The organism is Bradyrhizobium sp. PSBB068 (genome assembly GCA_016839165.1).
Classification (GTDB): Bacteria; Pseudomonadota; Alphaproteobacteria; order Rhizobiales; family Xanthobacteraceae; genus Bradyrhizobium.
On sequence record CP069300.1, the window covers coordinates 4,240,579 to 4,261,512 of the forward strand.

The 20,934-nt window shown below is 64.6% G+C and carries 17 protein-coding genes; 4 read left to right on the forward strand and 13 right to left on the reverse strand.

The window, feature by feature from the left end; all coding sequences use genetic code 11:
* From JQ507_19750 to JQ507_19760, 3 genes are all read right to left on the reverse strand, one after another.
* A complete protein-coding gene (locus JQ507_19750; GenBank protein ID QRI67230.1) occupies positions 1-915 on the reverse strand; it encodes a DMT family transporter in 915 nt (304 codons plus the stop codon).
* A gap of 154 nt (positions 916-1,069) precedes the next feature.
* Entirely contained in the window at positions 1,070-2,128 is a 1,059-nt protein-coding gene (locus JQ507_19755; protein ID QRI67231.1) for a phosphotransferase family protein, read from the reverse strand.
* A 110-nt stretch (positions 2,129-2,238) separates the two neighbouring features.
* Positions 2,239-3,471 carry an acyl-CoA dehydrogenase family protein gene (locus tag JQ507_19760; protein ID QRI67232.1) on the reverse strand — a complete coding sequence of 411 codons (1,233 nt, stop codon included), beginning with the start codon at positions 3,469-3,471 and terminating at the stop codon, positions 2,239-2,241.
* 231 nt (positions 3,472-3,702) lie between these two features.
* Between JQ507_19760 and JQ507_19765 the strand changes: the two genes are divergently transcribed.
* Positions 3,703-4,392, forward strand: coding sequence for a TetR family transcriptional regulator (locus JQ507_19765; protein QRI67233.1), 690 nt, complete (start codon positions 3,703-3,705; stop codon positions 4,390-4,392).
* A gap of 22 nt (positions 4,393-4,414) precedes the next feature.
* Here the strand turns inward: JQ507_19765 and JQ507_19770 are convergent, their stop codons facing one another.
* The 3 genes from JQ507_19770 to JQ507_19780 form a co-directional block, all read right to left on the reverse strand.
* Positions 4,415-5,230, reverse strand: coding sequence for an acid phosphatase (locus JQ507_19770; protein QRI67234.1), 816 nt, complete (start codon positions 5,228-5,230; stop codon positions 4,415-4,417).
* A gap of 89 nt (positions 5,231-5,319) precedes the next feature.
* Positions 5,320-5,715, reverse strand: coding sequence for a RidA family protein (locus tag JQ507_19775; protein QRI67235.1), 396 nt, complete (start codon positions 5,713-5,715; stop codon positions 5,320-5,322).
* 253 nt (positions 5,716-5,968) lie between these two features.
* Positions 5,969-7,195, reverse strand: coding sequence for a CoA transferase (locus JQ507_19780; protein QRI67236.1), 1,227 nt, complete (start codon positions 7,193-7,195; stop codon positions 5,969-5,971).
* Positions 7,196-7,482: 287 nt separating this feature from the next.
* Between JQ507_19780 and JQ507_19785 the strand changes: the two genes are divergently transcribed.
* Positions 7,483-7,731: a hypothetical protein gene (locus tag JQ507_19785; GenBank protein ID QRI67237.1), complete on the forward strand. Its 249-nt coding sequence runs from the start codon at positions 7,483-7,485 to the stop codon at positions 7,729-7,731.
* 164 nt (positions 7,732-7,895) lie between these two features.
* On the opposite strand, the gene JQ507_19790 is transcribed toward JQ507_19785, so the two are convergent.
* The 3 genes from JQ507_19790 to JQ507_19800 form a co-directional block, all read right to left on the reverse strand.
* Entirely contained in the window at positions 7,896-8,309 is a 414-nt protein-coding gene (locus JQ507_19790) for a SiaC family regulatory phosphoprotein (GenBank protein ID QRI67238.1), read from the reverse strand.
* A complete protein-coding gene (locus JQ507_19795) occupies positions 8,306-8,899 on the reverse strand; it encodes a hypothetical protein (GenBank protein ID QRI67239.1) in 594 nt (197 codons plus the stop codon). The genes JQ507_19790 and JQ507_19795 overlap by 4 nt, the downstream gene beginning before the upstream one ends.
* Positions 8,900-9,051: 152 nt before the next feature.
* A complete protein-coding gene (locus JQ507_19800) occupies positions 9,052-10,140 on the reverse strand; it encodes a SpoIIE family protein phosphatase (GenBank protein QRI67240.1) in 1,089 nt (362 codons plus the stop codon).
* 147 nt (positions 10,141-10,287) lie between these two features.
* Here JQ507_19800 and JQ507_19805 point away from each other — a divergent pair, with 147 nt between their 5' ends.
* Positions 10,288-13,422, forward strand: coding sequence for an SIR2 family protein (locus JQ507_19805; protein ID QRI67241.1), 3,135 nt, complete (start codon positions 10,288-10,290; stop codon positions 13,420-13,422).
* A gap of 24 nt (positions 13,423-13,446) precedes the next feature.
* Here the strand turns inward: JQ507_19805 and JQ507_19810 are convergent, their stop codons facing one another.
* From JQ507_19810 to JQ507_19825, 4 genes are all read right to left on the reverse strand, one after another.
* A complete protein-coding gene (locus JQ507_19810; GenBank protein ID QRI67242.1) occupies positions 13,447-16,119 on the reverse strand; it encodes a molybdopterin-dependent oxidoreductase in 2,673 nt (890 codons plus the stop codon).
* Between the two features lie 6 nt (positions 16,120-16,125).
* Positions 16,126-16,455: a nitrite reductase small subunit NirD gene (gene nirD, locus JQ507_19815; GenBank protein ID QRI67243.1), complete on the reverse strand. Its 330-nt coding sequence runs from the start codon at positions 16,453-16,455 to the stop codon at positions 16,126-16,128.
* Complete coding sequence (locus JQ507_19820) at positions 16,452-18,896, reverse strand: NAD(P)/FAD-dependent oxidoreductase (protein ID QRI73422.1); 2,445 nt, start codon at positions 18,894-18,896, stop codon at positions 16,452-16,454. Before JQ507_19820 ends, nirD begins: the two co-directional genes overlap by 4 nt.
* A 298-nt stretch (positions 18,897-19,194) precedes the next feature.
* Positions 19,195-19,464, reverse strand: coding sequence for a hypothetical protein (locus JQ507_19825; protein ID QRI67244.1), 270 nt, complete (start codon positions 19,462-19,464; stop codon positions 19,195-19,197).
* Positions 19,465-19,547: 83 nt separating this feature from the next.
* On the opposite strand from JQ507_19825, the gene JQ507_19830 reads away from it, so the two are divergent.
* Positions 19,548-20,807 (forward strand): NarK/NasA family nitrate transporter, encoded by a 1,260-nt coding sequence (locus JQ507_19830; GenBank protein QRI67245.1) that lies wholly within the window; start codon positions 19,548-19,550, stop codon positions 20,805-20,807.
* Positions 20,808-20,934: the final 127 nt, after the last annotated feature.

A 20,934-nucleotide genomic window follows, 5' to 3' on the forward strand; every position in this document is an offset into this window, starting at 1 on the left:
TCACAGCCCATCCGGCGGCAGGCCCGGACCTGTCGCGGCCGGGCGAAGCTTGTCGCGCTTGCGCTCGCGGTAGAAGGCGTAGAGGCCGGAGGCGACGATGATCGTGGCACCCGCGAGCATCGCGCCGTCGGGCTTGTGGCCGAAGGTGAGATAGCCTGTCAGCATCGCCCATAGCAGCGCGGTGTAGCGGAACGGCGCCACCGCCGAGATGTCGCCGGTGCGCAGCGACACGATGATGCACTGATAGCCGATCAGGATCAGCACCGCGGCAAATGTAAGCAGGCCGAGCGCCTGGCCGGACGGCGGCCGCCAGCCGCCGAGCGGCACCAGCACGGCGGCGCCCGCGGTCGTCACCGTCACGGTCGTCAGCAGCGTGATGAACACGGTCGGCAGGTCCTTCGGGATGCGCCGGGTGGCGAGATCGCGCACCGTGCAGAAGCCGACCGACGCCAGCGCCAGCAGCGCGGCCTGGTTGAAGCCTTCCGCGCCGGGCCGGACGATGACCAGCACGCCGATGAAGCCGGCCGCGATCGCCAGCCAGCGCCGCCAGCCGACCGGCTCGCCGAACACCAGCGCAGCGCCCAGCGTGATGACCAGCGGCAGCGCCTGGAAGATCGCCGAGGCGTTGGCGAGCGGGATTTGCGAGATCGCCGACAGATAGGTCAGCGTGCCGCCGATCTCGCCGATCACGCGCAAGCCGACCGGCCAGATCAACAGCGCGCCGAAACTGCGCAGGGCGTCGCGGTACCAGGCTAGTGCCGCGACCAGCACCATCGCGACCACGCCGCGGACCAGCAAGATCTCCCCGATGTTGAGCTCCGCCGACACCGCCTTGGTGATGGTGTCGTTGGCCGTGAAGGTGGCCATGGCAGCAGCCATGAACAGGCTGCCGCGAAGATTCGAGGAAAGGGGCAAGATGAAATTGTCCGATCAGGACCAGGCGGGCGTTGACCGGATGGACTTGCCAAAGCGGCGCTGCGAACTCAAATCACAGATGGCTACAATACGGAAACATGCCGCATCTCGCAGTTGCGGCGCGAGCCCTGTGGGATCGCGCCGCGTTCTCAGATCAGGTTGCGCCGGCCTTCTGCGCGTATTCCCATGACGCCTTCGACAACGGCACGGTGCGCGCGGCTGACTCGAGGGCCTTGGCGTTGGCGGCCGTGCCGTCGCGGACGCGGCCCGCGATGCCCTGCGTGATGCCGGCGAGGCGGAACAGATTGTACGAGAAATACCAGTTGAGATCCGGCACGGCCATGCCGGTGACGTTGCAATAGATCTGCGCGGCCTCATCCTGGCTCGGGATGTTCAATGCCTTGAGGTCAGCATTGGCGAGGCCCGGCATGGTCCACTGCATCAACAGATAGGTGAAGTCGGCCATGGGATCGCCGAGCGTCGACAATTCCCAGTCCAGCACCGCCTGCACCCGCGGCTCGGTGGCGTGGAAGATCATGTTGTCGAGGCGATAGTCGCCATGCACGACCGAGACGCGCTTCTGCTCCGGCACCGTCTTCGGCAGCCACTCAGCGAGCTTCTCGAACTCGGGAATGTGCTGCGTCTCGGACGCGCGGTACTGCTTGGTCCAGCGATCGACCTGCCGCGCAAAATAGTTGCCGGGCTTGCCGAAATCGCCGAGGCCGATCTTTTCCGGATCGAGGATGTGCAGCTTCGCCAGCGTCTCGATCTTGCTGGTGAAGATTTTCCGCCGCGCGTCCGGCTCCTGGCTCGGCAAGGTCGGATCCCAGAACACCCGCCCCTCCTCCATCGACATGATGTAGAAGGCCGAGCCGATCACCGCATCGTCGGTGCACAGCGCATAGGCTTTCGCGACCGGGAAATTCTGCTTGCCGAGCGCCGCAATCACGCGGAACTCTCGATCGACCGCATGGGCCGACGGCAACAGCTTACCAAACGGACGGCGGCGCATCACGTAGTTGCGGCCGGGGGTTTCGAGCTTGTACGTCGGGTTGGACTGGCCGCCCTTGAACTGCAGGACCTTGAGCGGGCCCTGATAGCCCTCGACGTGTTGCTTCATCCAGGCATCGAGGCTCGCCTCGTTGACGCGATGGCGCTCCTCGACTTCCCGTGTTCCGGAAAATTCTTCGTCTTTCCTGACGCCGTCCGCCACGATGACGCTCCCTCAACTCGGTTTTGTTGGGAGCGCCGTCGGACGCTCCCAATTGTCTTTTTCATTCTGAGCACGATGTACGCGGGAACGCCATGCGTTCCGCATCATGCTCAATGCGACGTGTTTGCATACTTCCGAACTTCAAGCCTTGCAATGGCGCGGTTGTGCACCTCGTCCGGACCGTCGGCGAGACGGAGCGTTCGGATGTGGGCATAGGCCTTCGCGAGCCCGGCGTCGTCGGAGACACCGCCGCCGCCAAACGCCTGGATCGCTTGGTCGATGATCTTCAGCGCCATATTGGGCGCTGCGACCTTGATCATCGCGATCTCGGCCTGCGCGGTCTTGTTGCCGACCTTGTCCATCATGTCGGCGGCCTTGAGGCACAGCAGGCGATTCATCTCGATGTCGGTGCGGGCCTCGCCGATGCGCTGCTCCCAGACCGAATGCTCGATGATCTTCTTGCCGAACGCGGTGCGCGAGGCGAGCCGCTTCACCATCTTCTCCAGCGCTTCCTCGGCCTGGCCGATGGTGCGCATGCAGTGATGGATACGGCCCGGGCCGAGACGGCCCTGCGCGATCTCGAAGCCGCGGCCCTCGCCGAGCAGGATGTTCTCCTTCGGCACGCGGACGTTCTCGAGCAGCACCTGGGCATGGCCGTGCGGCGCATCGTCGAAGCCGAACACCGGCAGCATCTTCTCGACCTTGATGCCGGGGGTGTCGAGCGGCACCAGGATCTGCGACTGCTGCTGGTGCTTGGCGGCGTTGAAATCGGTCTTGCCCATCAGGATCGCGACCTTGCAGCGCGGATCGCCGACACCGGACGACCACCATTTGCGGCCGTTGATGACGTAGTGATCGCCATCCTTCTCGATGCGGGTTTCGATGTTGGTGGCGTCAGACGAAGCCACCGCGGGCTCGGTCATCAGGAAGGCGGAGCGGATCTCGCCGTCCATCAGCGGGCGCAGCCATTTGCGCTTCTGCTCCTTGGTGCCGTAGCGGATAAACACTTCCATGTTGCCGGTATCGGGCGCGGAACAGTTGAACACTTCCGACGCCCAGGAGATGTGGCCCATCTCCTCCGACAGCAGCGCGTATTCCAGGTTGGTCAGTCCCGCGCCGTGGAACTCGTCGTCCTCATGCGAGGACGGCGGCATGAACATGTTCCAGAGGCCTTCGGCCTTCGCCTTCTTCTTCAGATCCTCGAGGATCGGGATCACCTTCCAGCGCGGACCTTCCGCGTCCTGCTTCTCGTAGATCGGCACCGCCGGGCGGACATGCGCTTTCATGAAGGCCTGAACGCGCTCAAGCCACTCCTTCTGCCTGGCCGACATCGTGAAATCCATGGGACGCTCCTCGTTTCCTAGACTTTGGGCCGCACTGTCCACCCGGCGCCCGGACGCCGCAAGGGCGTTCGCGGGACCGGCGCGGTGGTGTGCCAGAATGCCGCCCGCGTTGTTGCGGATTGACATTGCCGGCTGTTCAAACGATAGTTTCATACAAATGTTTGAAAATCAACTCCCCGTCGTCTTCGTCATTCCCCGGCACACCGCGGAATAACGGAAAGGCTCTCAGCCATGGCCAGCGACCAGACCCGATCCGCCATTCTCGCCGCCGCCGAGCGGCTCTATGCCGACCGCGGCTTCGGCGACGTCACGCTGCGCGACATCGTCGCGGAGGCGAACGTCAACCTCGCGGCGGTGAACTATCATTTCGGCTCCAAGGACGAATTGATCGCGGAGCTGTTCGTCACCCGCAGCATCCAGACCAACCGCGAACGCCTCAACGAACTGAAGGCCGCCGAGGAAGCCGGCGGCGGCCGCGCCGCGATCGAGGACATCATGCGCGCCCTCGTCGGCCCCACTCTGCGCGGCTGCCTCGGGCCCGATCGCGAGGGCTCGACCGCGGCGCGCTTCATGATCCGCGCCTCGATCGAATCCGTGCCGCCGATCCGCCGCATCAAGAACCGCGAGGTCGATCATCTGCGCAAGTTTGCCGCCGCGATGCGCCGCGCGATGCCCGGCCGCGACGACACCGAGCTGTATTGGGGCCTGCACTTCGCGCTGGCGATGGCGCACCACACCATCCGCGAGAAGGAACGCCTGCTGCGGCTGTCGGAAGGCAAATGCGACCTCGACGACGTCCGTGCCATCATCGATCGCGTGGTCACGGTCTCGGTGATGGCACTGACCATGGGCGACACGCCGAGCAAGCCGGCCGCGCGGCCGGTCCTGGTGCACGGCCGGCTCACGCGGCAGGATCTGTGAGCGGCGGCGCAACGGCGCGGTCTCAATCAATGAAGTAGAACGGATTGGGCACCTTGAAGGTCATCTCGGCATGTCCGCCGACCAGATCGCTGTTCTGGTCGCCGACATTGGCAATGATGACAAATCCCAGCTTGTCCTCGATCTCGGTGCGCGCCGCGGTCTTGTGGATGCTGACCGAGCCGGTCGAAGCCGGATCACGCATGTAGAGATGATCGCGCGCGATGCCGTCGAAGCCCGCGAGTTGAAGATTGCGCAGCGTCCAGACGCTCGCCATCTCGTCGTTGTGCGCCTGCTCGCGCCGCCCGGTGACGAAGAACACATCGACCTTGGTGCATGAGGCAGCCTGCTCGATGCAGCGGGCGAGCTTGTAGAGCGCAAGTGTCGGGCCGATCGCGGCGGCCCGCGCGCTCTGCTGCCAGTCGAGGTCGCCGCAGGGATCGCCGACCTGGACAAAATCGCAGTGACCGCCGGGGACGCTCGGGATGTAGGCGTAGTCGTCCTGGTAGATGCGCGGCCAGTTGAGCAGCGAGGTCTCGTCGATATCCAACACGATGGCCGGACGCTGGACCTCGCCGGCCCGCGCCGCCACCCATTTCCGCGCCTTGCCGAGCACCTCGGCGATATCGTTCTCATAGGCGGTGCAACGATAGGCCAAGAGCCGCCGCTTGAAGAGATCGATATTGTCGGGCTCACGCAGGTCGAGCGGCGGCGCGGTGCCGGCCTTGTCGCAGCCGAGCCTTGGATCGACCGGCGCGCCGGTCTGGGCTGAAGCCGGGTTGCCGGCAAGAGCAATCATCGCAATGAGAGCATAGAGACAACGCAGAGCAATTTGCAGCATCGGATCATCTCCCGGTGAAAACCGGGAGAATACGATCACAAGTTGTACGGATTTACGACAGACGCGGGGCGCGGCCGCCCTCGCCCGCCTCACACCATCGCGATGCAGTCGATCTCGATATCGAACGGCCCGGTCCATTCCGGAATGCAGACGAAGATCCGCGCCGGCAGATCATCCGCGAAATATTTGCGGTAAATTGCGTTGAAGGTGGCGAAGTGCTTCGCCGAGGTGCAGAAGATATTGCACTTCATCACATTGTCGAACGAGGCGCCGGCGGCCTCCAGGCACTCCCGGAGCTGCTCCATGACGAGCTCGCTCTGCCGCTCGATCGAGGCCCCGGCGGCGATCTCGCCGGTCGCGGGATCGAACGGCGGCAGGCCGGAGACGAAGATCATGTTGCCGGCGCGGGTTACCGCCGACGCCGGCGCCTTCCAGCGCTCCAGCCAGCTTGAGATCGGTTCGACGCGGATCACTTCCCGTTTCATGATTGGCACCTTCGATAGGGGGATCGATGGCGCCAATCTAGCAGGCGGGCGTCAATGATGCTTCGATACAGGTCGAAGTGTTGCAGTAAATGCGGAACCCGGCTCAGACCGTCATCCTGAGAGGCCGCAAAGCGGCAGTCTCGAAGGGTCGACGGCCCGGCCGTTGGCCGTCGACCCTTCGAGACGCGCTTCGCGCTCCTCAGCGTGACGGAAAAGAGAGCAGCGGGAAGGCTCTTCGCGTGGCTTCGAGCCCCTACAGAATCCCCTGCGCCTTCAGCCCTTCGACCTTGGCGTCGTCATAGCCGATGGTCGCCAGCACGTCCTTGGTGTCGGCGCCGAGCAGCGGCGGGGCGCGGTAGTCGGTGATCGGGGTGCCCGAGAAGGTCAGCGCGTTGCGGATCAGCGACAGGTTCGGCTCGAAGGGGTGATCGACCTTCACCCGCATGCCGCGCGACTGCACGTGCGGGTCGCTGAACACCTGCTCGAAATTGTTGATCGGGCCTGACGGCACGCCGGCCTCCTCGAGCTTTTCGAGCCAGTACGCGACGGGGTGCTTCAGGAACAGGCCGGCGAAGATCGCCATGATCTCCTTGCCGTGCACGACGCGGTCGTTGTTCTTGACGAAGCGCTTGTCATTGGCGAGCTCGGGTTCGCCGAGCACGGCGCAGGTGCGCTGGAACTGGCCGTCATTGCCGACCACCAGCATCAATTCGCCGTCGGTGCAGCGGAACACGCCGGCCGGCATGCCGCCATTGCCCCAGGTCCCGCGGCGCGGCGGGGTCTTGCCGTTGACGAGGTAGATCTGCAGCCAATGCGACAGCGAGGCGATCACGGTATCGAACAGGCAGACGTCGATATGCTGCCCTTCCCCGTTATTGGCGTCGCGGTGGTAGAGCGCCGCGAGGATCCCGATCGAGGTGTTCATTCCGGTCATGTAGTCGACGATCGAGGGGCCGACCTTCATCGGGCCCTCGCCTGGCTCGCCGTCGATATGGCCGGTGACGCTCATCAATCCGCCCATCGCCTGCAGGATCGCGTCGTAGCCGGCGCGCGGCGCGTAGGGTCCGGTCTGGCCGAAGCCGGTCACCGAGCAATAGATGATGCCGGGGTTGAGCTGCTTGATGGTCTCGTAGTCGAGGCCGTAGCGCTTGAGGTCGCCGACCTTGTAGTTCTCCATCATCACGTCGGCCGATTTGGCGAGCTCGCGGATGATCGCCTGCCCTTCGGGCTTGGCGATATTGACGGTGACCGACTTCTTGTTGCGGTTGGCGCAGAGGTAGAACGAATTGTTGTTGTTCTGCTTGCCTTCGGGGTCGGCGAGGTAGGGCGGGCCAAAGGCGCGGGCATCGTCGCCACCGCCGGGCCGCTCGATCTTGATAACCTCGGCGCCGAGATCCGCCAGCATCTGGGCCGACAGCGGGCCCGCGAGCACCCGCGTCAGGTCGAGAATCTTGATGCCCGAGAGTGGCAGAGCCGACATGAAGCATTCCTCCGATATCTTGCTAAATCTTGATTGTCCGGCGCCGGACCGCGTCCTAACGGTGACCCTGGCGCGCCAGAGCTTGCCGATACACCATTTTGATGCCGCGAGCACTGCATTGTCGGCATGAAGCCATCCCCGGACGGCCTACGTGCGTCGCGCTGGCCGAACCGTGGGGGAACCGGCGGCGAGAACCGCGCCGATTGCCGCCACGCGAAATTGTGAATAGGCCCGACACCGATTTGCCGTAGCGCCTGCGGTATTTTGCCTCCGATGAGGAGAAGACCATGCGGACGATCACGACGGTCGGGGTGGTGCTGACGCTGCTTGCGGCCGCAAGGCCGCCAGCGGATGCGCGCGGCGGCCATGGCCATGGCGGCGGACACGGTCACGGCATGCATGCCGGCGGCGCCATGCGCGGCGGCGGGTTTGCCGCCGACAAGCGCCACAGCGACGATGCCTATACCAAGGCGGCCTCAGACGAAGCTGACCGCCTGCTGAACAGCAAGCTGAAGAGTATCTGCCGCGGCTGTTAGGCTTTGGCCGCCATCAGTGGACGCGACGGCCTCTGCCCCGCACCGCCCGCAAAGGCGGTGCAGCGGACAGCAGCACGATGATGCCCAGCTGAGAGATGCGGCAGGAGGTATTACCGAAGACGGTCGGCGAGAGCGCCGCAATTTTCGTGTCGCTCGACCGTACGCTAGCGCCTCTGAGGCTTCTTGACGTCAACGACCTTGAACGAGAAGCTCGATGTCTCCGGTAACTCCTTCTGGAGGCCGGTCCCGAGACCCCGCATGCTGTCATCGCCCGGCCTGACGTGCCACTCGATCTCGATCGACCGGCGGTCGCTCTTCTCGGCGGCGATGTCGTTGAGGTCCTTCATCAGGTTGAACAGAGGTGTGACGGCCGAGGTGATCACCTGATCGAGCTCGACGATGATCTTCCAGTCGAACGCCTCATCCTGCCGCGCGCGCTTGGCAAGATATTCGGCGGCGCGCCTGAACGACTCGCCCTTCAGGTCGTGCAGGCCGGACGTCCCCCAGATCCGGCCCGTCCTGCCGTCGGCAAACGTCAAATCAACGCCCGGAATCTGGATCTTCCTGTCTTGCTTCATGCCGACGCAGCCTGCACCGTCGAGCGCAACGCGAACGAGGAATGCTCCCTCGCCGCGTTCAATTTGAACCAGAGCGGCTTGCTCGATAGGGCGGCAATGGTGAGCATGCCCACGCCTGCGCCGCGCAGCTTGCTGGGCTCGGACGACGCACGCCTCATCAGCTCGATATTGCGTCGCTCGAGCAGCGGTTCGCGGTGGTCGGGCGGCGTGGCGTATGATCTGATCTCACGAATGATACCGAACAGCCGGTCGACCTCGCTGTTCAGGCCGTAGCCGAACAGCCAGATCTGCACATTCTCGCCGCGCCGGTTCACGACCAGCAATTCCTGCTCGGTGCGCGCGCCGGTGCCGTGAAGCAGGGTATTGCCTGCGAGCTCCATCACGATGTTCTTCACCGCGTAGACGGTGCGATCCTCGACATGCGTGGCGCGCAATGCCTGCTCCAGCATGTCGAGCACCATCTCGAGGCGCTCGCCGTCGATCAAATCCGCCCGGACTGCAGCGATCAGCACGTCCTCGTCCGGATCGAGATCGGAGGCGATGCCGTAGGTCCGCACCATCTCCTGTATTCGCCTGTGATAGATCGTCATCGGGCCTTCCGCGGATTTTCCAGCGATGAAATCGACGAACTTCGCGGGCCTTGCGATGCACCGCCGGCTCCCAGGCCGGCCAAAGGGCACCACTGGCTGCGCGCCGGTCAGGCCGGGGGCAGCTTGGCTGACTTTACTACAGCTTAGGTGATTCACGGTATGCATTTCGTTAAAGCCCCAACGTTCTCCGCAGCCTGTGATGCCCTGCCGGCGCCGATCCGGAGGGCATCCGGGACGGGTACCAGCGCGGCCGCCTCGGCTTCGGTCTCCGCCATTCGCCAGACCGCGCCGAGATCGACAACCACGACCAGCCGATGGTCGTCATCGTAGTCCTTCGGGGGGCCGCCTTCGCGGAACCGCTTTGCCGATTCAGTCAACGCGTCGGCGATGCGTTCCGCAGGACACACGGCGGCCGATCCGGCAGCCGCCGCCTTGTAGCCGCGGCGCAACGCCCGCTTGACTCCGCGAAGGCCAAACGATTCATCCCCCCCCGACTTGCCTCGCCCGCGCCTCGCGGCGCGAACGCGTCGCTTCAAGCCGTGAAAGCCATCGGTGGCGACAACAAGAAAACATGCCTTTCTCGCGGCGATCTCGCCGACCTGGCGCTTGCTCTTGGCCTGCTCGCCAGCCTGGCGGAACTGGACGCGGTTGAACTCGTTGAATGCTCCGTATTCGTCCAGGTCCGGGCCCAGCGCGTAGACCGGCAACCCCGCGCTGGCAAACCTGATACTACTCGGCGCGGCCATGTCGATACGGATCAAAACCAGCTGCGCGCCCCCAAGGTCCTCAGTCGGCGATTGCGTCGCGATCGAAAACCACGCGTCCACTTGCTTCAGTATCTTGGTCGGCGACAGCAGTGTCTTCTCGCGCTCGCACTTCTCGAAGAGGCGAGTCAGCATGGTGGCCATGTACAGTTTCAGGCCGCCGGCATGGGCGTGATGGCCCGTCGCATCGCCGACGACCAGATAGATGCTGTTGTCGATCCGACGCGCGAAGTAGAAGTCGCCCTGCGCGGGCAAGTGCAACAGCTCCGACGATTTGGGAGCGGCGCTGTCGAACCTGGCAACGAGCACATCGCCCGGAAGCCCGGCACTACCGACGATGACCGGAAAGATCACACGATTGAGCTCGGCGAGATGACGCAGATCGTTCTCGAGAGCGGTGATCGCCCGCCCCAGCATCTTCACCTTGGACGATTTCGCGGTACCTCGACCGCGCTTCGGTTTCGCGCTGTTCTTCATGCTCAGGCCTGCATGTCGTGCCGGATGAATTTCTGCCGGATGTGTGCGCGATAATCTCGTACAAGCAAATGACTTCAACGAAAGGTTGCGTGATATTCAGCCCCCCGGTAGACTTGTGTCAAGAGAATTGCACCCCGGGCGTGTATGATGGACGTCGACAGTTACATCGACTCGATCGCCAGAGCGCTGGCGCAACGGGGCGGTCGGGGTGGCGGTCGAGCCACCGCGATGATCGGTGCAGGATTCAGCCGCAACGCGGAGAAGCGGACCGAAGGCGCGCGCAATTTCCCGCTCTGGCGCGACATCGTGCGCCCCCTGATCGACGAGTTGCTGCCGCCTTGCCCAGAATGCGCGGGCGGCGGGAAGTGCCCGACGGGCAGCGGCAACCATCGCGACATTTGCAGGCGGCGCGAGCATCTATTCGCAGACGCCTCCGGAGCGTCGGGGATGATGGCGCTTGGCGACAAGTTCGAGGCCAAGAAAGGGTCAGCTCGCCTGCGTGCGGCGCTGGAGTCAGCGGTACCTGACCGCGACTACGCTCCCGGCCACGCACATCAATTGCTGGTACGCCTGCCATGGGCCGATATTCTCACCACCAACTGGGATTCCCTGCTCGAGCGCGCCGTCGATGCTTACGACCGCTCCTATGACACGGTGATCACCGTCAAGCAGATCGCCTCGGCGATCGCCCCGCGGATCGTCAAGCTGCATGGCTGCGCGCGTTCCGGGACCGATCTCATCTTCACCGAGGAAAGCTTCAGGACCTACCCGAAGGAATACGCACCATTCGTGTCACTGGTGCAGCAGAGCCTGATGGAGAACGTCATCGTACTCTTCGGGTTTTCCGGCGCCGATCCGAATTTCCGAGCATGGCATGGCTGGGTGCGGGACCATTTGGGCAGCAATCTGCAGCCCATCTACATGGTTTCGCTGCGACCGACCGAGCCGGTCGACGTCAACCTGATGGCCGGCCGGTTGATCACGCATATCGACCTGTCCGAGAAATGGCCCAATCTCGACGAGCAACGGAAGATCGAGACGTTTCTCGAGCAGATCCAGAAGCGGCTGCGCAATCTAAACGTCAATCTCGATTGGCCCTCCGACCATCGGGTCTGGCGCGATCGCGAGGCCGTCACACGTACGCCGGATCCGCATGACTGGTGGCAACGCCAGCGCGCCTATCCGGGTTGGCTCGTTGCACCGGCGCAGAATCGGGCCGATCTGATCGAGCATCTCGACGAGGCCATCGTCAACGCCTACGACAGGAATCCGCTAGCGGGCGGCCTTGCTGCGCTTGTCGAGCCCAGCACAGCCGATGATCCCCAGGGCGGTTCCAGTGCTTCCGGCAGCGCGCTCGCCAAGCCCGAGGAAGCAGCTCTCATCGTCGCCAATGCGCTGCGTGTAGCGATGGCGCGCCCTGGCGACAAGCTGTTGATGACCCTGCAGGACATTCTGGCCGGCGCGCTATTGCGCCGATTTGCAATCGTCTTCAGCGAAATTGATCCCGTCGACAGCGCACCCAGCCAGCAGCCCATGGAACAGCTGCTCGGTATCATCGACGAGGGGGTGCTGAAACCGATCGAAGTCGATCGCCTGCTGCTTCGTGACCCGGAGAGGCGGAGCGAGGCCGCGCTGATCGAGGCTATCGATGAAGCGAAAGCCAAGCTGTTGCAGGGTGATCAGGACGGGCGCGTACGCGACCTGGTTTCCTCATTGCTGCCGATCATTGAGGTCGTCGAGCGCGAGGCACGCCTGCGCGGTGACGACTGGACTGCGCTGAAGCTACGTTGCGTACTCTACCTCGGAGACAACAACTCCGCCCGCGAACTCGCCGTGCGTGGCGCGCTGGTCTGCGCACTGGAGACGATCAATCTTCGGGAAATCCAGCTGCTGCTTCGCCTCTGGCCCGACCAGCAATATGACGCCTCGAGCAATCTGCGGCATGCAGCCATCCTGCGGGAGATCGGTAAGGTCCGCGAGGCCTATCGCGAGATATCGAAAACGGTCACCCGGTTGCGCTCGCTCGGCAACGAGCGGCGCAGCGGCGTTGCGGAAGCGTCGCGGGAAGCCTGGGCCTTCTTTGCCTACGCCGACCTTATCGAACGCAATCTGCGCGAGCTCAAGGCCGCGCTGGCGCCGCAGTCCAACAATCTCGGCCTCGACGATGTCCACGATGAATTGCACGAACGGCTCGACGAGCTGGAAACCAATCGCTGCGATCCGCGCAGGGAGATGGCACGCCTGGCCCGCGACCTGGAGGCTGCGACGGAGCAAACACGCCTGATGCGAATGGTGCCGAACACCGCTCAGCCCGCCAGCACCGGCTCTTTCCAGCACGTGCTTGCCGACCCCGCGAACACTTTCATCATCCTGACGGAGACGGTCGGCGTCACCATTCTCCAGGTGAGCCGAGGCCATCAGCTCGGCTTGATGGCTTGCCGCCTGCTCGCGGCGACCAGCCGCAACCTGGCGATCAACCTGCTTCTGCGCGCGGCGACGCCGGATGACCTTCCCTTCCCCGGCCAGTCGGCAGGAAGGACTGGGACAGCGGGCAGCAGCGACTGGTTCACGACCGAGATTGTGTTCGACAAGAGCCACGCCGACGAAGATTTCGGCATGCTGTGCCGGTTGCTTGAGAACCTGGCTGCACCCTCGCCGCAACTGTCCAGCGATTTCATCGAGTCCGTATATCTCGATCGCAAGTTTCGCCTGCTTCAGCACCTCGTTGCAGGGTTCATCACGCGCGAAACTGGAGAGCGGGCCGTGGACCTGGCCAGCCGCGGCTTCGAACTTGCCTGCAAGATCGCTTACTCGCCGGTCGTGGCGACCACCCATGCCGGCTGGTCGACCAGCCTCTCAGTGTACGAGGCGGCGCTTTCCCTGTTTCCGTTCGGCCGACCGGGCTACGAAATCCTCACCAAGTTGCTCGACTTGCCGATCCCAACAGAATCCAATGATGCCGTGACCAACGGATGGCCGGATCCCATCCGCCTGCTAGCCGCGGCCTGGCCTCGCAAGTCCGGCATCCGTCCCGGCGTACGATCGCCACTGGATAGCGAACTGACGCCGCTCGGACAGAAGATGGTTGCCGCGGTGCGGATGGAGATGGCCGGCAACGAGACGCTGCGCTCGGTGTTGCTCGATCACAGCCGCAGATGGCAGGCGATGATGGAAGTCAGCGGCCCGTCCCGCTCGCTGATCGTAGAACGACGGCTTGCGTTGATCCGCGAACTGATGCCAGCGCGGGCCGACGGCAGCACCGCAACGCCGCAGCCGGCCTAGCCTGCCTCGATCGCGCCGATATGCTCACGACACCAGCAACGGCTGCGGCCCAGTCGGCCGTGCAACGGCACCGATCAGCTTGCCGATCTCGGGCTTGCAGCCGCCGCAATTGGTGCCGGCCTTCAGGCAGCGGCCGATCGCCTCGACGCTGGCGGCGCCCTTCCTGATCTCGGCGGTGATCTGGTGTCGCCCGATGCTGAAGCAGGAGCAGACGATCGGCCCGACATCCTCGCCGGCGCCGAACGGCCGCCCCGCCAGCAGCGACATCCGCGCATTGGCCGACAATTGCGTTTCGGCGAACAGCCCGGTCAGCCAGGCCCGCGACGGCAGCGTGTGATCCGGCGCGATGAACACGCAGCCTTCGAGCCGGCCGTCGCGCACCGCCGCGTAGCGGAAGCGGCCGGCCGCCGGATCGCGATAGGCGATCCATTCGATCTCGACGCCGTCGAGGCCGAGCTGCGCCCTCGCCCAGTCGCGCCAGCTCTCCGGGCGGGTATCGAGCGCAAGCTCCAGCCGGGTGCCATCGCCGGCCTTGCCGTAAACCCAATAGCCTGACGCCGGACGCTTGATCGCGTCGCGGCTCAGGATGAACGCGTGCCATTTCGGTGCGTAGGGATCGGCCTTGACCGGCGTGTGTTTGGATTCCGGCTGGCCGGACAGCGGATCGACCGCCGGATTGACCAGTGCGTTGACGCGCCCCTCGCCGGCGAACTGCTCGTTCCAGTGCATCGGCACGAACACACAGCCGCGGCGCTGGTCGGCGCTGACCACGACCCGCGCGATCATCTCGCCCCAGCCAGAGGTCAGCCGCACCAACCCGTCGTTCTGCAAGCCTGCCTGCCGCGCGTCCTCGGGATGAAACTCGGCATAGGGCTCGAAGATATGCGATAGCAGCCGTCCGGTTTTCCCGGTCCGGGTCATGGTGTGCCACTGATCGCGGACGCGGCCCGTGTTCAGCACCAGCGGAAAATCCCGGCTGGTGGCGTTGCGCGCCGCGCGCGGTACGACCGGCACGAAGCGCGCCTTGCGGTCGGGCGTGAAGAATGCCTGGCTCTCGAACATCCGCGGCGTACCGGCCGGATGCTCCGATGTCACCGGCCACTGCACCGGCGCCAACGCGTCATAGGCGCCGTCGTCGAGCGCCGCCAGCGCCGAGATATCGAAATCGCGCCGGCCGTCATTCTCGAAGCCCGATAGCTCGGCATGTTCGCGAAACACTTCCGCCGCCGAGGCGTAGTCGAAGCCGGCATATCCCATGCGGATGGCGACGTCGCAGATGATGCGCCAGTCCGCGCGCGCCTCGCCGGGCGCCGACAGGAACGGCCGCTGCCGCGAGATCCGGCGCTCGGAATTGGTGACGGTGCCGTCCTTCTCGCCCCACGCCAGTGCCGGCAACAGCACGTCGGCATGCCGCGTGGTGTCGGTGTCGCGCATGCAATCCGTCACCACGACGAGCTCGCAGGCGTCGAGCGCGGCCCGTGCGCGATCGGCATCGGGCAGGCTCACCACCGGATTGGTCGAGATGATCCACACCGCCTTGATGCGGCCGTCGGCGATCGCGTCGAACATGTCGACGGCCTTCAGCCCGGCCTTCTCCGCGATCACGGGCGCGCGCCAGAACCGCTGCACCAGTTCGCGATGCGCCGGATTCTCGATCTCCATATGCGCAGCCAGCTGGTTGGCGAGCCCGCCAACCTCGCGGCCGCCCATCGCATTGGGCTGGCCGGTCAGCGAGAACGGCCCCATGCCGGGACGTCCGATGCGTCCGGTCAAGAGATGGCAGTTGATGATGGCGTTGACCTTGTCGACGCCGCTCGATGACTGGTTGATGCCTTGCGAATACAGCGTGACGACGCGTTCGGTCCGGGTAAACCAGTCGAAGAACAGCCCGACGGCGCCTTCAGTAAGACCACAGGTCGCAGCCGTTTGCGCCACGGTCTGGCCGGCCACCTGCTTGAGCGCATCGACCACGCCGGTGGTGCAATTGCCGACGAAGCCGCGGTCGACCGCATTGCTGCCGGCGAGGAATGCGAACAGCCCGTTGAACAGCACGCTATCGCTGCCGGAACGCAGCGGCAGATGCAGATCGGCGCCCTCGCAGGTCGCGGTACGGCGCGGATCGATCACCACGATCTTGCACGCCGGGTTCTTCTCCTTCGCCGCCAGCATGCGTTGGTGCAGGATCGGATGGCACCAGGCGGCGTTGGAGCCGACCAGCACCAGCAGATCCGCCTGCTCGAGGTCTTCGTAGCAGCCCGGCACGGTGTCGCTGCCGAAGGCGCGCTTGTGCCCGGCGACGCTCGAAGCCATGCAGAGCCGCGAATTGGTATCGATATTGGCGGTGCCGACGAAGCCCTTGGCGAGCTTGTTGATGACGTAATAGTCCTCGGTCAGGAGCTGGCCGGAGACATAGAAGGCGACCGCGTCGGGCCCGTGCTCCCTGATGATGCGGTCAAAGCCGCCGGCGACGCGATCGAGCGCGTCGTCCCACGTGGCCGGCGCACCGTCGACAACAGGCTCGAGCAAACGGCCGTCGAGATCGATGGTCTCGGCGAGCGCCGAGCCCTTGCTGCACAGCCGGCCGAAATTGGCCGGATGCTGCTTGTCGCCCTCGACCCGGACGACGCCCGCCGCGTCCCTCGACGCGATGACGCCACAACCGACGCCGCAATAGGGACACGTGGTCTTGATGGACATGCTTGCTCAGCTCACCGCAATCGCCTGCCGCACTGACAGCCAGACCACGCCGTTCTCGACTTTGGCCGGATGGGTATGCGTGCAGCCCTCGTCGGGTGCGACGGCCTCCCCGCTCGAAAGCTCGATGACGAAATTATGCAGCGGACAGGTCACGCGCTTGTTGTGCACGATGCCCTGCGACAGCGGCCCGCCCTTGTGCGGGCAGCGGTCGTCGAGCGCGAACACCTCGTCGCTCTCGGTGCGGAACACCGCGATGTTGCCACGGGGCGTGCGCACGACGCGCGAGCCGAGCCGCGGAATATCGTCGAGCGCACCGATCTCGATCCAGCTGGTCATGCGAGCTCCAATTCGGCGAGAGGCGCGAACTCGTTGCGGTCGACGCCGCGGCTGGCGCGCTCGGCCCAAGGATCGGTCTGGGCGAACTGCTGCGAATGGGCAAAGCGGGCGAACAGCGCCTTGCGGTTCTTGACGTCGTCGACCACCCGTTTCCGGATCTGCTCGAGACCGACGCGGTCGCACCATTTGTACATGCGTTCGAGATACCAACCCTCCTCACGGTAGAGCTGCGTCAGCGCGACGATCACCTCGATCGTCTCGTCCTCGGTCTCGACCTTGGTCAGGAACTCTGTGCCCTTGATGTGCAAGCCCGCGGCGCCGGCGAAATGGATCTCGTAGCCGGAATCGACACAGACCACGCCGACGTCCTTGCAGGTCGCTTCCGCGCAGTTGCGCGGGCAGCCGGAGACGCCGAGCTTGACCTTGGCCGGCGTCCAGGAGCCCCACATGAACTTCTCGAGCTTGACGCCGAGGCCGGTGGAATCCTGAGTGCCGAAGCGGCACCATTCGGAGCCGACGCAGGTCTTCACCGTGCGCAGGCCCTTGGCGTAGGCGTGGCCCGACACCATGCCGGCGTCGTTGAGATCGGCCCACACCGCCGGCAGGTCCTCCTTCTTGACGCCGAGCAGGTCGATGCGCTGGCCGCCGGTGACCTTCACCGTCGGGATGTTGAACTTCTCGGCGACGTCGGCGATGGCGCGCAGCTCGCCCGGCGTGGTGACGCCGCCCCACATCCGCGGCACCACCGAATAGGTGCCGTCCTTCTGGATATTGGCGTGGACGCGCTCGTTGATGAAGCGCGACTGCTGGTCGTCGCGATATTCGCCCGGCCAGGTCGCTAGCAGATAGTAATTCAGCGCCGGACGGCAGGAATGGCAGCCGTTCAGCGTCTTCCACTCCATGAAGCGCATCACGGCCGGAATCGTCTTGAGCTGCTGCTCGACGATGACGCGGCGGACGTCGTCGTGGCTGTGATCGGTGCACTTGCACAGCGGCTTGACCTTCGGCGCCGCCGAATAGTCGCCGCCGAGCGTGAAGGCCAGCACCTGCTCGACGAGCCCGGTGCAGGAGCCGCAGGACGACGACGCCTTGGTATGCGCCCGGACGTCGTCGAGCGTGAACAGCTTCTTGTCCGAGATCGCCTTGACGATCGCGCCCTTGCAGACGCCGTTGCAGCCGCAGATCTCGGTCTCATCGCTCATCGCGGCCACCGAGTTCTGGCCGCTGACGCCGCCATCGCCGAGATTGGCGGCGCCGAACACCAGGCGCTCGCGCATGTGCGAGACGTCGGTGCCGTCACGCAGATGCTGGAAGTACCACGGGCCGTCGATGGTGTCGCCATAGAGCACGGCGCCGACGATCTTCTTGTCCTTCAGGATGATGCGCTTGTAGACGCCGCGGTTGGCGTCCTGCAGCACGATCTCCTCCTTGTCCGGTCCCGGCGCGAAGTCGCCGGCCGAGAACAGGTCGATGCCGGTGACCTTCAGCTTGGTCGAGGTGACCGAGCCGTCATAGGTGGCAAAGCCCTTCATCGCGAGGTGATTGGCGCAGACCTTGGCCTGCTCGAACAGCGGCGCCACCAGGCCATAGACCTGGCGGCGGTGCTGCACGCATTCGCCGACCGCATAGATGCGACCGTCATAGGTCTGCATGGTGTCGGAGACGACGATGCCGCGCTCGCAATAGAGCCCGGCCTTCTTGGCGAGCTCGAAATTCGGGCGGATGCCGACCGCCATCACGACGAGATCGGCCGGCAGCTCGGTGCCGTCGCCGAAGCGCACGCCGGTGACGCGGTCCTCGCCGAGGATCGCCTGGGTCTGCGCCGGCATCTTGAACACCATGCCGCGCTCTTCCAGTGACTTGCGCAGGAGACCGCCGGCCACCGGATCGAGCTGGCGCTCCATCAGGGTGTCGAGCAGATGCACGACCGTGACGTTCATGCCGCGCTTCATCAGCCCGTTGGCGGCTTCGAGGCCGAGCAGGCCGCCGCCGATCACGACTGCGTTGCGATAGTCGGTCGAGGCCTTGATCATGCGATCGACATCATAGATGTCGCGGAAGCCGATCACGCCCGGCAGCTCCTTACCCGGCAGCGGCAGCACGATCGGGTTCGAGCCCGTCGCAATCAACAGACGGTCGTAGGGAACGCGATCGCCGGCATCGGTGACGACCTCGCAGGTGCGACGGTCGATCATGCTGACCGTCTCGCCCTTGCGCAGCGTGATGTTGTTGTCCTCGTACCAGTCGACGGTGTTGAGCATGATGTCGTCGACGGTCTTCTCGCCGGCGAGCACCGGCGACAGCAGGATGCGGTTGTAATTGCCGTAGGGCTCGGAGCCGAACACTGTGATGTCGTAGAGATCGGGCGCGCGTTCGAGCAGCGCCTCCACGGTGCGGATGCCGGCCATCCCGTTGCCGATCACCACGAGCTTCTGCTTGATCACCTTGTCGAGCATGGTCTGCCTTTCAAATCCGACGGCTGTGCTCAGCGACGCGGCGCGCGTCGTCGATCGACACCGATAGAGGTTTGGAGTTGTTAGGAAGCCCAGCCGCGGGCGCAGACCGTCCTCAATGACGATCGATGTTCCGTTACGAACTGATATTCAAAACGCGTGCCAATTCGACGCGGGCCGATTTTGCTGCAAAATCAATTGGTTTTCAGCAACATCGAATCGGCCTGATGGCGCGCCGGCGAGATCGCCGGCCGATTTTTTAGCCACGCCGATGATCTCTTGTGCATCACAGCATCGACGTCAATGATGGCGATCGCGGGTCAGTTAATCGATCCGCCGTCGCATGCCGATGGCGCATCGCACAAGAAAGCATCAGCATGCGCGTTTGCGCGGCGGCGCCTGCTGCGGGCCAGCCAATTCCGATCGCCGAACGCGGATCGAGAACACGCGGCAACGCCTTGCGACTGCACGGCAAAGCGACGCGATCGACTCGATGGCACGCAAATTGCTGACCTCTTCTGTTGCCGGAGTGCGGCTCAACGACGAGCGCGCTCACGCTTTCACCCACATTCGATTTATCTGCGTCTGAGATCGCCGCGCGTCTGCGGCCCTCCGCCGCATCACCGCGAGACGATTGCGATGAAACTTGCCGAGTTCAAGAAAGCCGGTCACTGGCCGACACTGCTCGCCGCGTTCCTGTACTTCGACATCAGTTTCATGGCGTGGGTCGCGCTCGGACCATTGATCGTCTACATCGCGCGCGACATGAATCTCGCCGTGAACGAGAAGTTCACCCTCGTCGCCATACCCGTGCTGGCCGGCGCATTGCTGCGCGTGCCGATGGGCATTCTCGCCGACGTCATCGGCGCCAAGCGCACCGGCATCATTGCCCAGCTCGTGGTGATTTCAGCGACCGCTTCGGTCTGGCATTTCGGGTTGACCAGCAAGCTCGCAATCGAATTGTTCGGGCTTGCGCTCGGCGTCGGCGGCGCCTCGTTCGCCGTCGCCCTGCCCCAGGCGAGCCGCTGGTATCCCCCGCAATATCAGGGCGTGGTGATGGGCATCGCCGGCGCCGGCAACATGGGCGTCGTGCTCGACACGCTGCTTGCCCCGTCCATTGCAGAACATTGGGGCTGGCAGGCCGTTTTCGGATGCCTGCTGATTCCGATGCTGATGGTGCTGGCCTATTACACATTCGCCGCCAAGGACGCGCCGGGGGACCGCAAGCCGATTTCGCTGAAAGCCTATGGCACGCTGTTGAAGGACTCCGATACCCGCTGGTTCATGTTCTTCTACTTCATCACTTTCGGCGGCTTCGTCGGCCTCGCCAACGCGTTGCCGCTCTATTTTACGGTGCAGTATCACGTCTCGGGTGTCGCAGCCGGCATGCTGGTCGCGCTGATCGTCGCCTTCGGCTCCGGATTTCGCCCTGTCGGCGGCATGATCGCCGACCGGATCGGCGGCATCCGTTCGCTGTCGATCCTGTTCGGCGTCGTCGTTGCCGCCTATGTCGTGATCGCCTTCATGCCCGAAGGCCCAGGGGCGGCGACGCCGGGCGGCTGGGCGCTGACCGAGCTGCCGCGCATCGCCTGGATCTCGGTGCTGTTGTTCTCGATCGGCGTGTTGGCGCTCGGCATGGGCAATGGCGCCGTATTCCAGCTGATCCCGCTGCGCTTCCGTCACGAGATCGGCCTGATGACCGGGCTGGTCGGTTGCGCCGGCGGCGTCGGCGGCTTCTTCCTCGCCCAGACACTCGGTTACGCCAAGGGCATGACCGGCGGCTTCGGCGCGGGCTTCCTGTTCTTCGGCGCGCTGGCGTTGCTTGGCTTCATCGGACTTGCCATGGTCAAGGTCCGCTGGCGCACCACCTGGGGCGCCGTGTCGGGAGCGCGCGTCTGACGGCCGGTGTGGGAACTGGACATGAAGTTGGGCCGAGGTGCAGCAGCGTCGGCAGTCCACCTCTCCCCTTGTGGGAGAGGTCGGATCGCACCGACAGATGTGATCCGGGTGAGGGGTTGCGCTCTCT

Excerpts from the sequence above, each read along its gene's own strand:
- JQ507_19760 (QRI67232.1), bottom strand. The coding sequence starts at position 3,471 with ATGGATTTCACGATGTCGGCCAGGCAGAAGGAGTGGCTTGAGCGCGTT.
- JQ507_19765 (QRI67233.1), top strand. The coding sequence starts at position 3,703 with ATGGCCAGCGACCAGACCCGATCCGCCATTCTCGCCGCCGCCGAGCGG.
- JQ507_19770 (QRI67234.1), bottom strand. The coding sequence starts at position 5,230 with ATGCTGCAAATTGCTCTGCGTTGTCTCTATGCTCTCATTGCGATGATT.
- JQ507_19775 (QRI67235.1), bottom strand. The coding sequence starts at position 5,715 with ATGAAACGGGAAGTGATCCGCGTCGAACCGATCTCAAGCTGGCTGGAG.
- JQ507_19780 (QRI67236.1), bottom strand. The coding sequence starts at position 7,195 with ATGTCGGCTCTGCCACTCTCGGGCATCAAGATTCTCGACCTGACGCGG.
- JQ507_19785 (QRI67237.1), top strand. The coding sequence starts at position 7,483 with ATGCGGACGATCACGACGGTCGGGGTGGTGCTGACGCTGCTTGCGGCC.
- JQ507_19790 (QRI67238.1), bottom strand. The coding sequence starts at position 8,309 with ATGAAGCAAGACAGGAAGATCCAGATTCCGGGCGTTGATTTGACGTTT.
- JQ507_19795 (QRI67239.1), bottom strand. The coding sequence starts at position 8,899 with ATGACGATCTATCACAGGCGAATACAGGAGATGGTGCGGACCTACGGC.
- JQ507_19800 (QRI67240.1), bottom strand. The coding sequence starts at position 10,140 with ATGAAGAACAGCGCGAAACCGAAGCGCGGTCGAGGTACCGCGAAATCG.
- JQ507_19805 (QRI67241.1), top strand. The coding sequence starts at position 10,288 with ATGGACGTCGACAGTTACATCGACTCGATCGCCAGAGCGCTGGCGCAA.
- JQ507_19810 (QRI67242.1), bottom strand. The coding sequence starts at position 16,119 with ATGTCCATCAAGACCACGTGTCCCTATTGCGGCGTCGGTTGTGGCGTC.
- nirD (QRI67243.1), bottom strand. The coding sequence starts at position 16,455 with ATGACCAGCTGGATCGAGATCGGTGCGCTCGACGATATTCCGCGGCTC.
- JQ507_19830 (QRI67245.1), top strand. The coding sequence starts at position 19,548 with ATGAAACTTGCCGAGTTCAAGAAAGCCGGTCACTGGCCGACACTGCTC.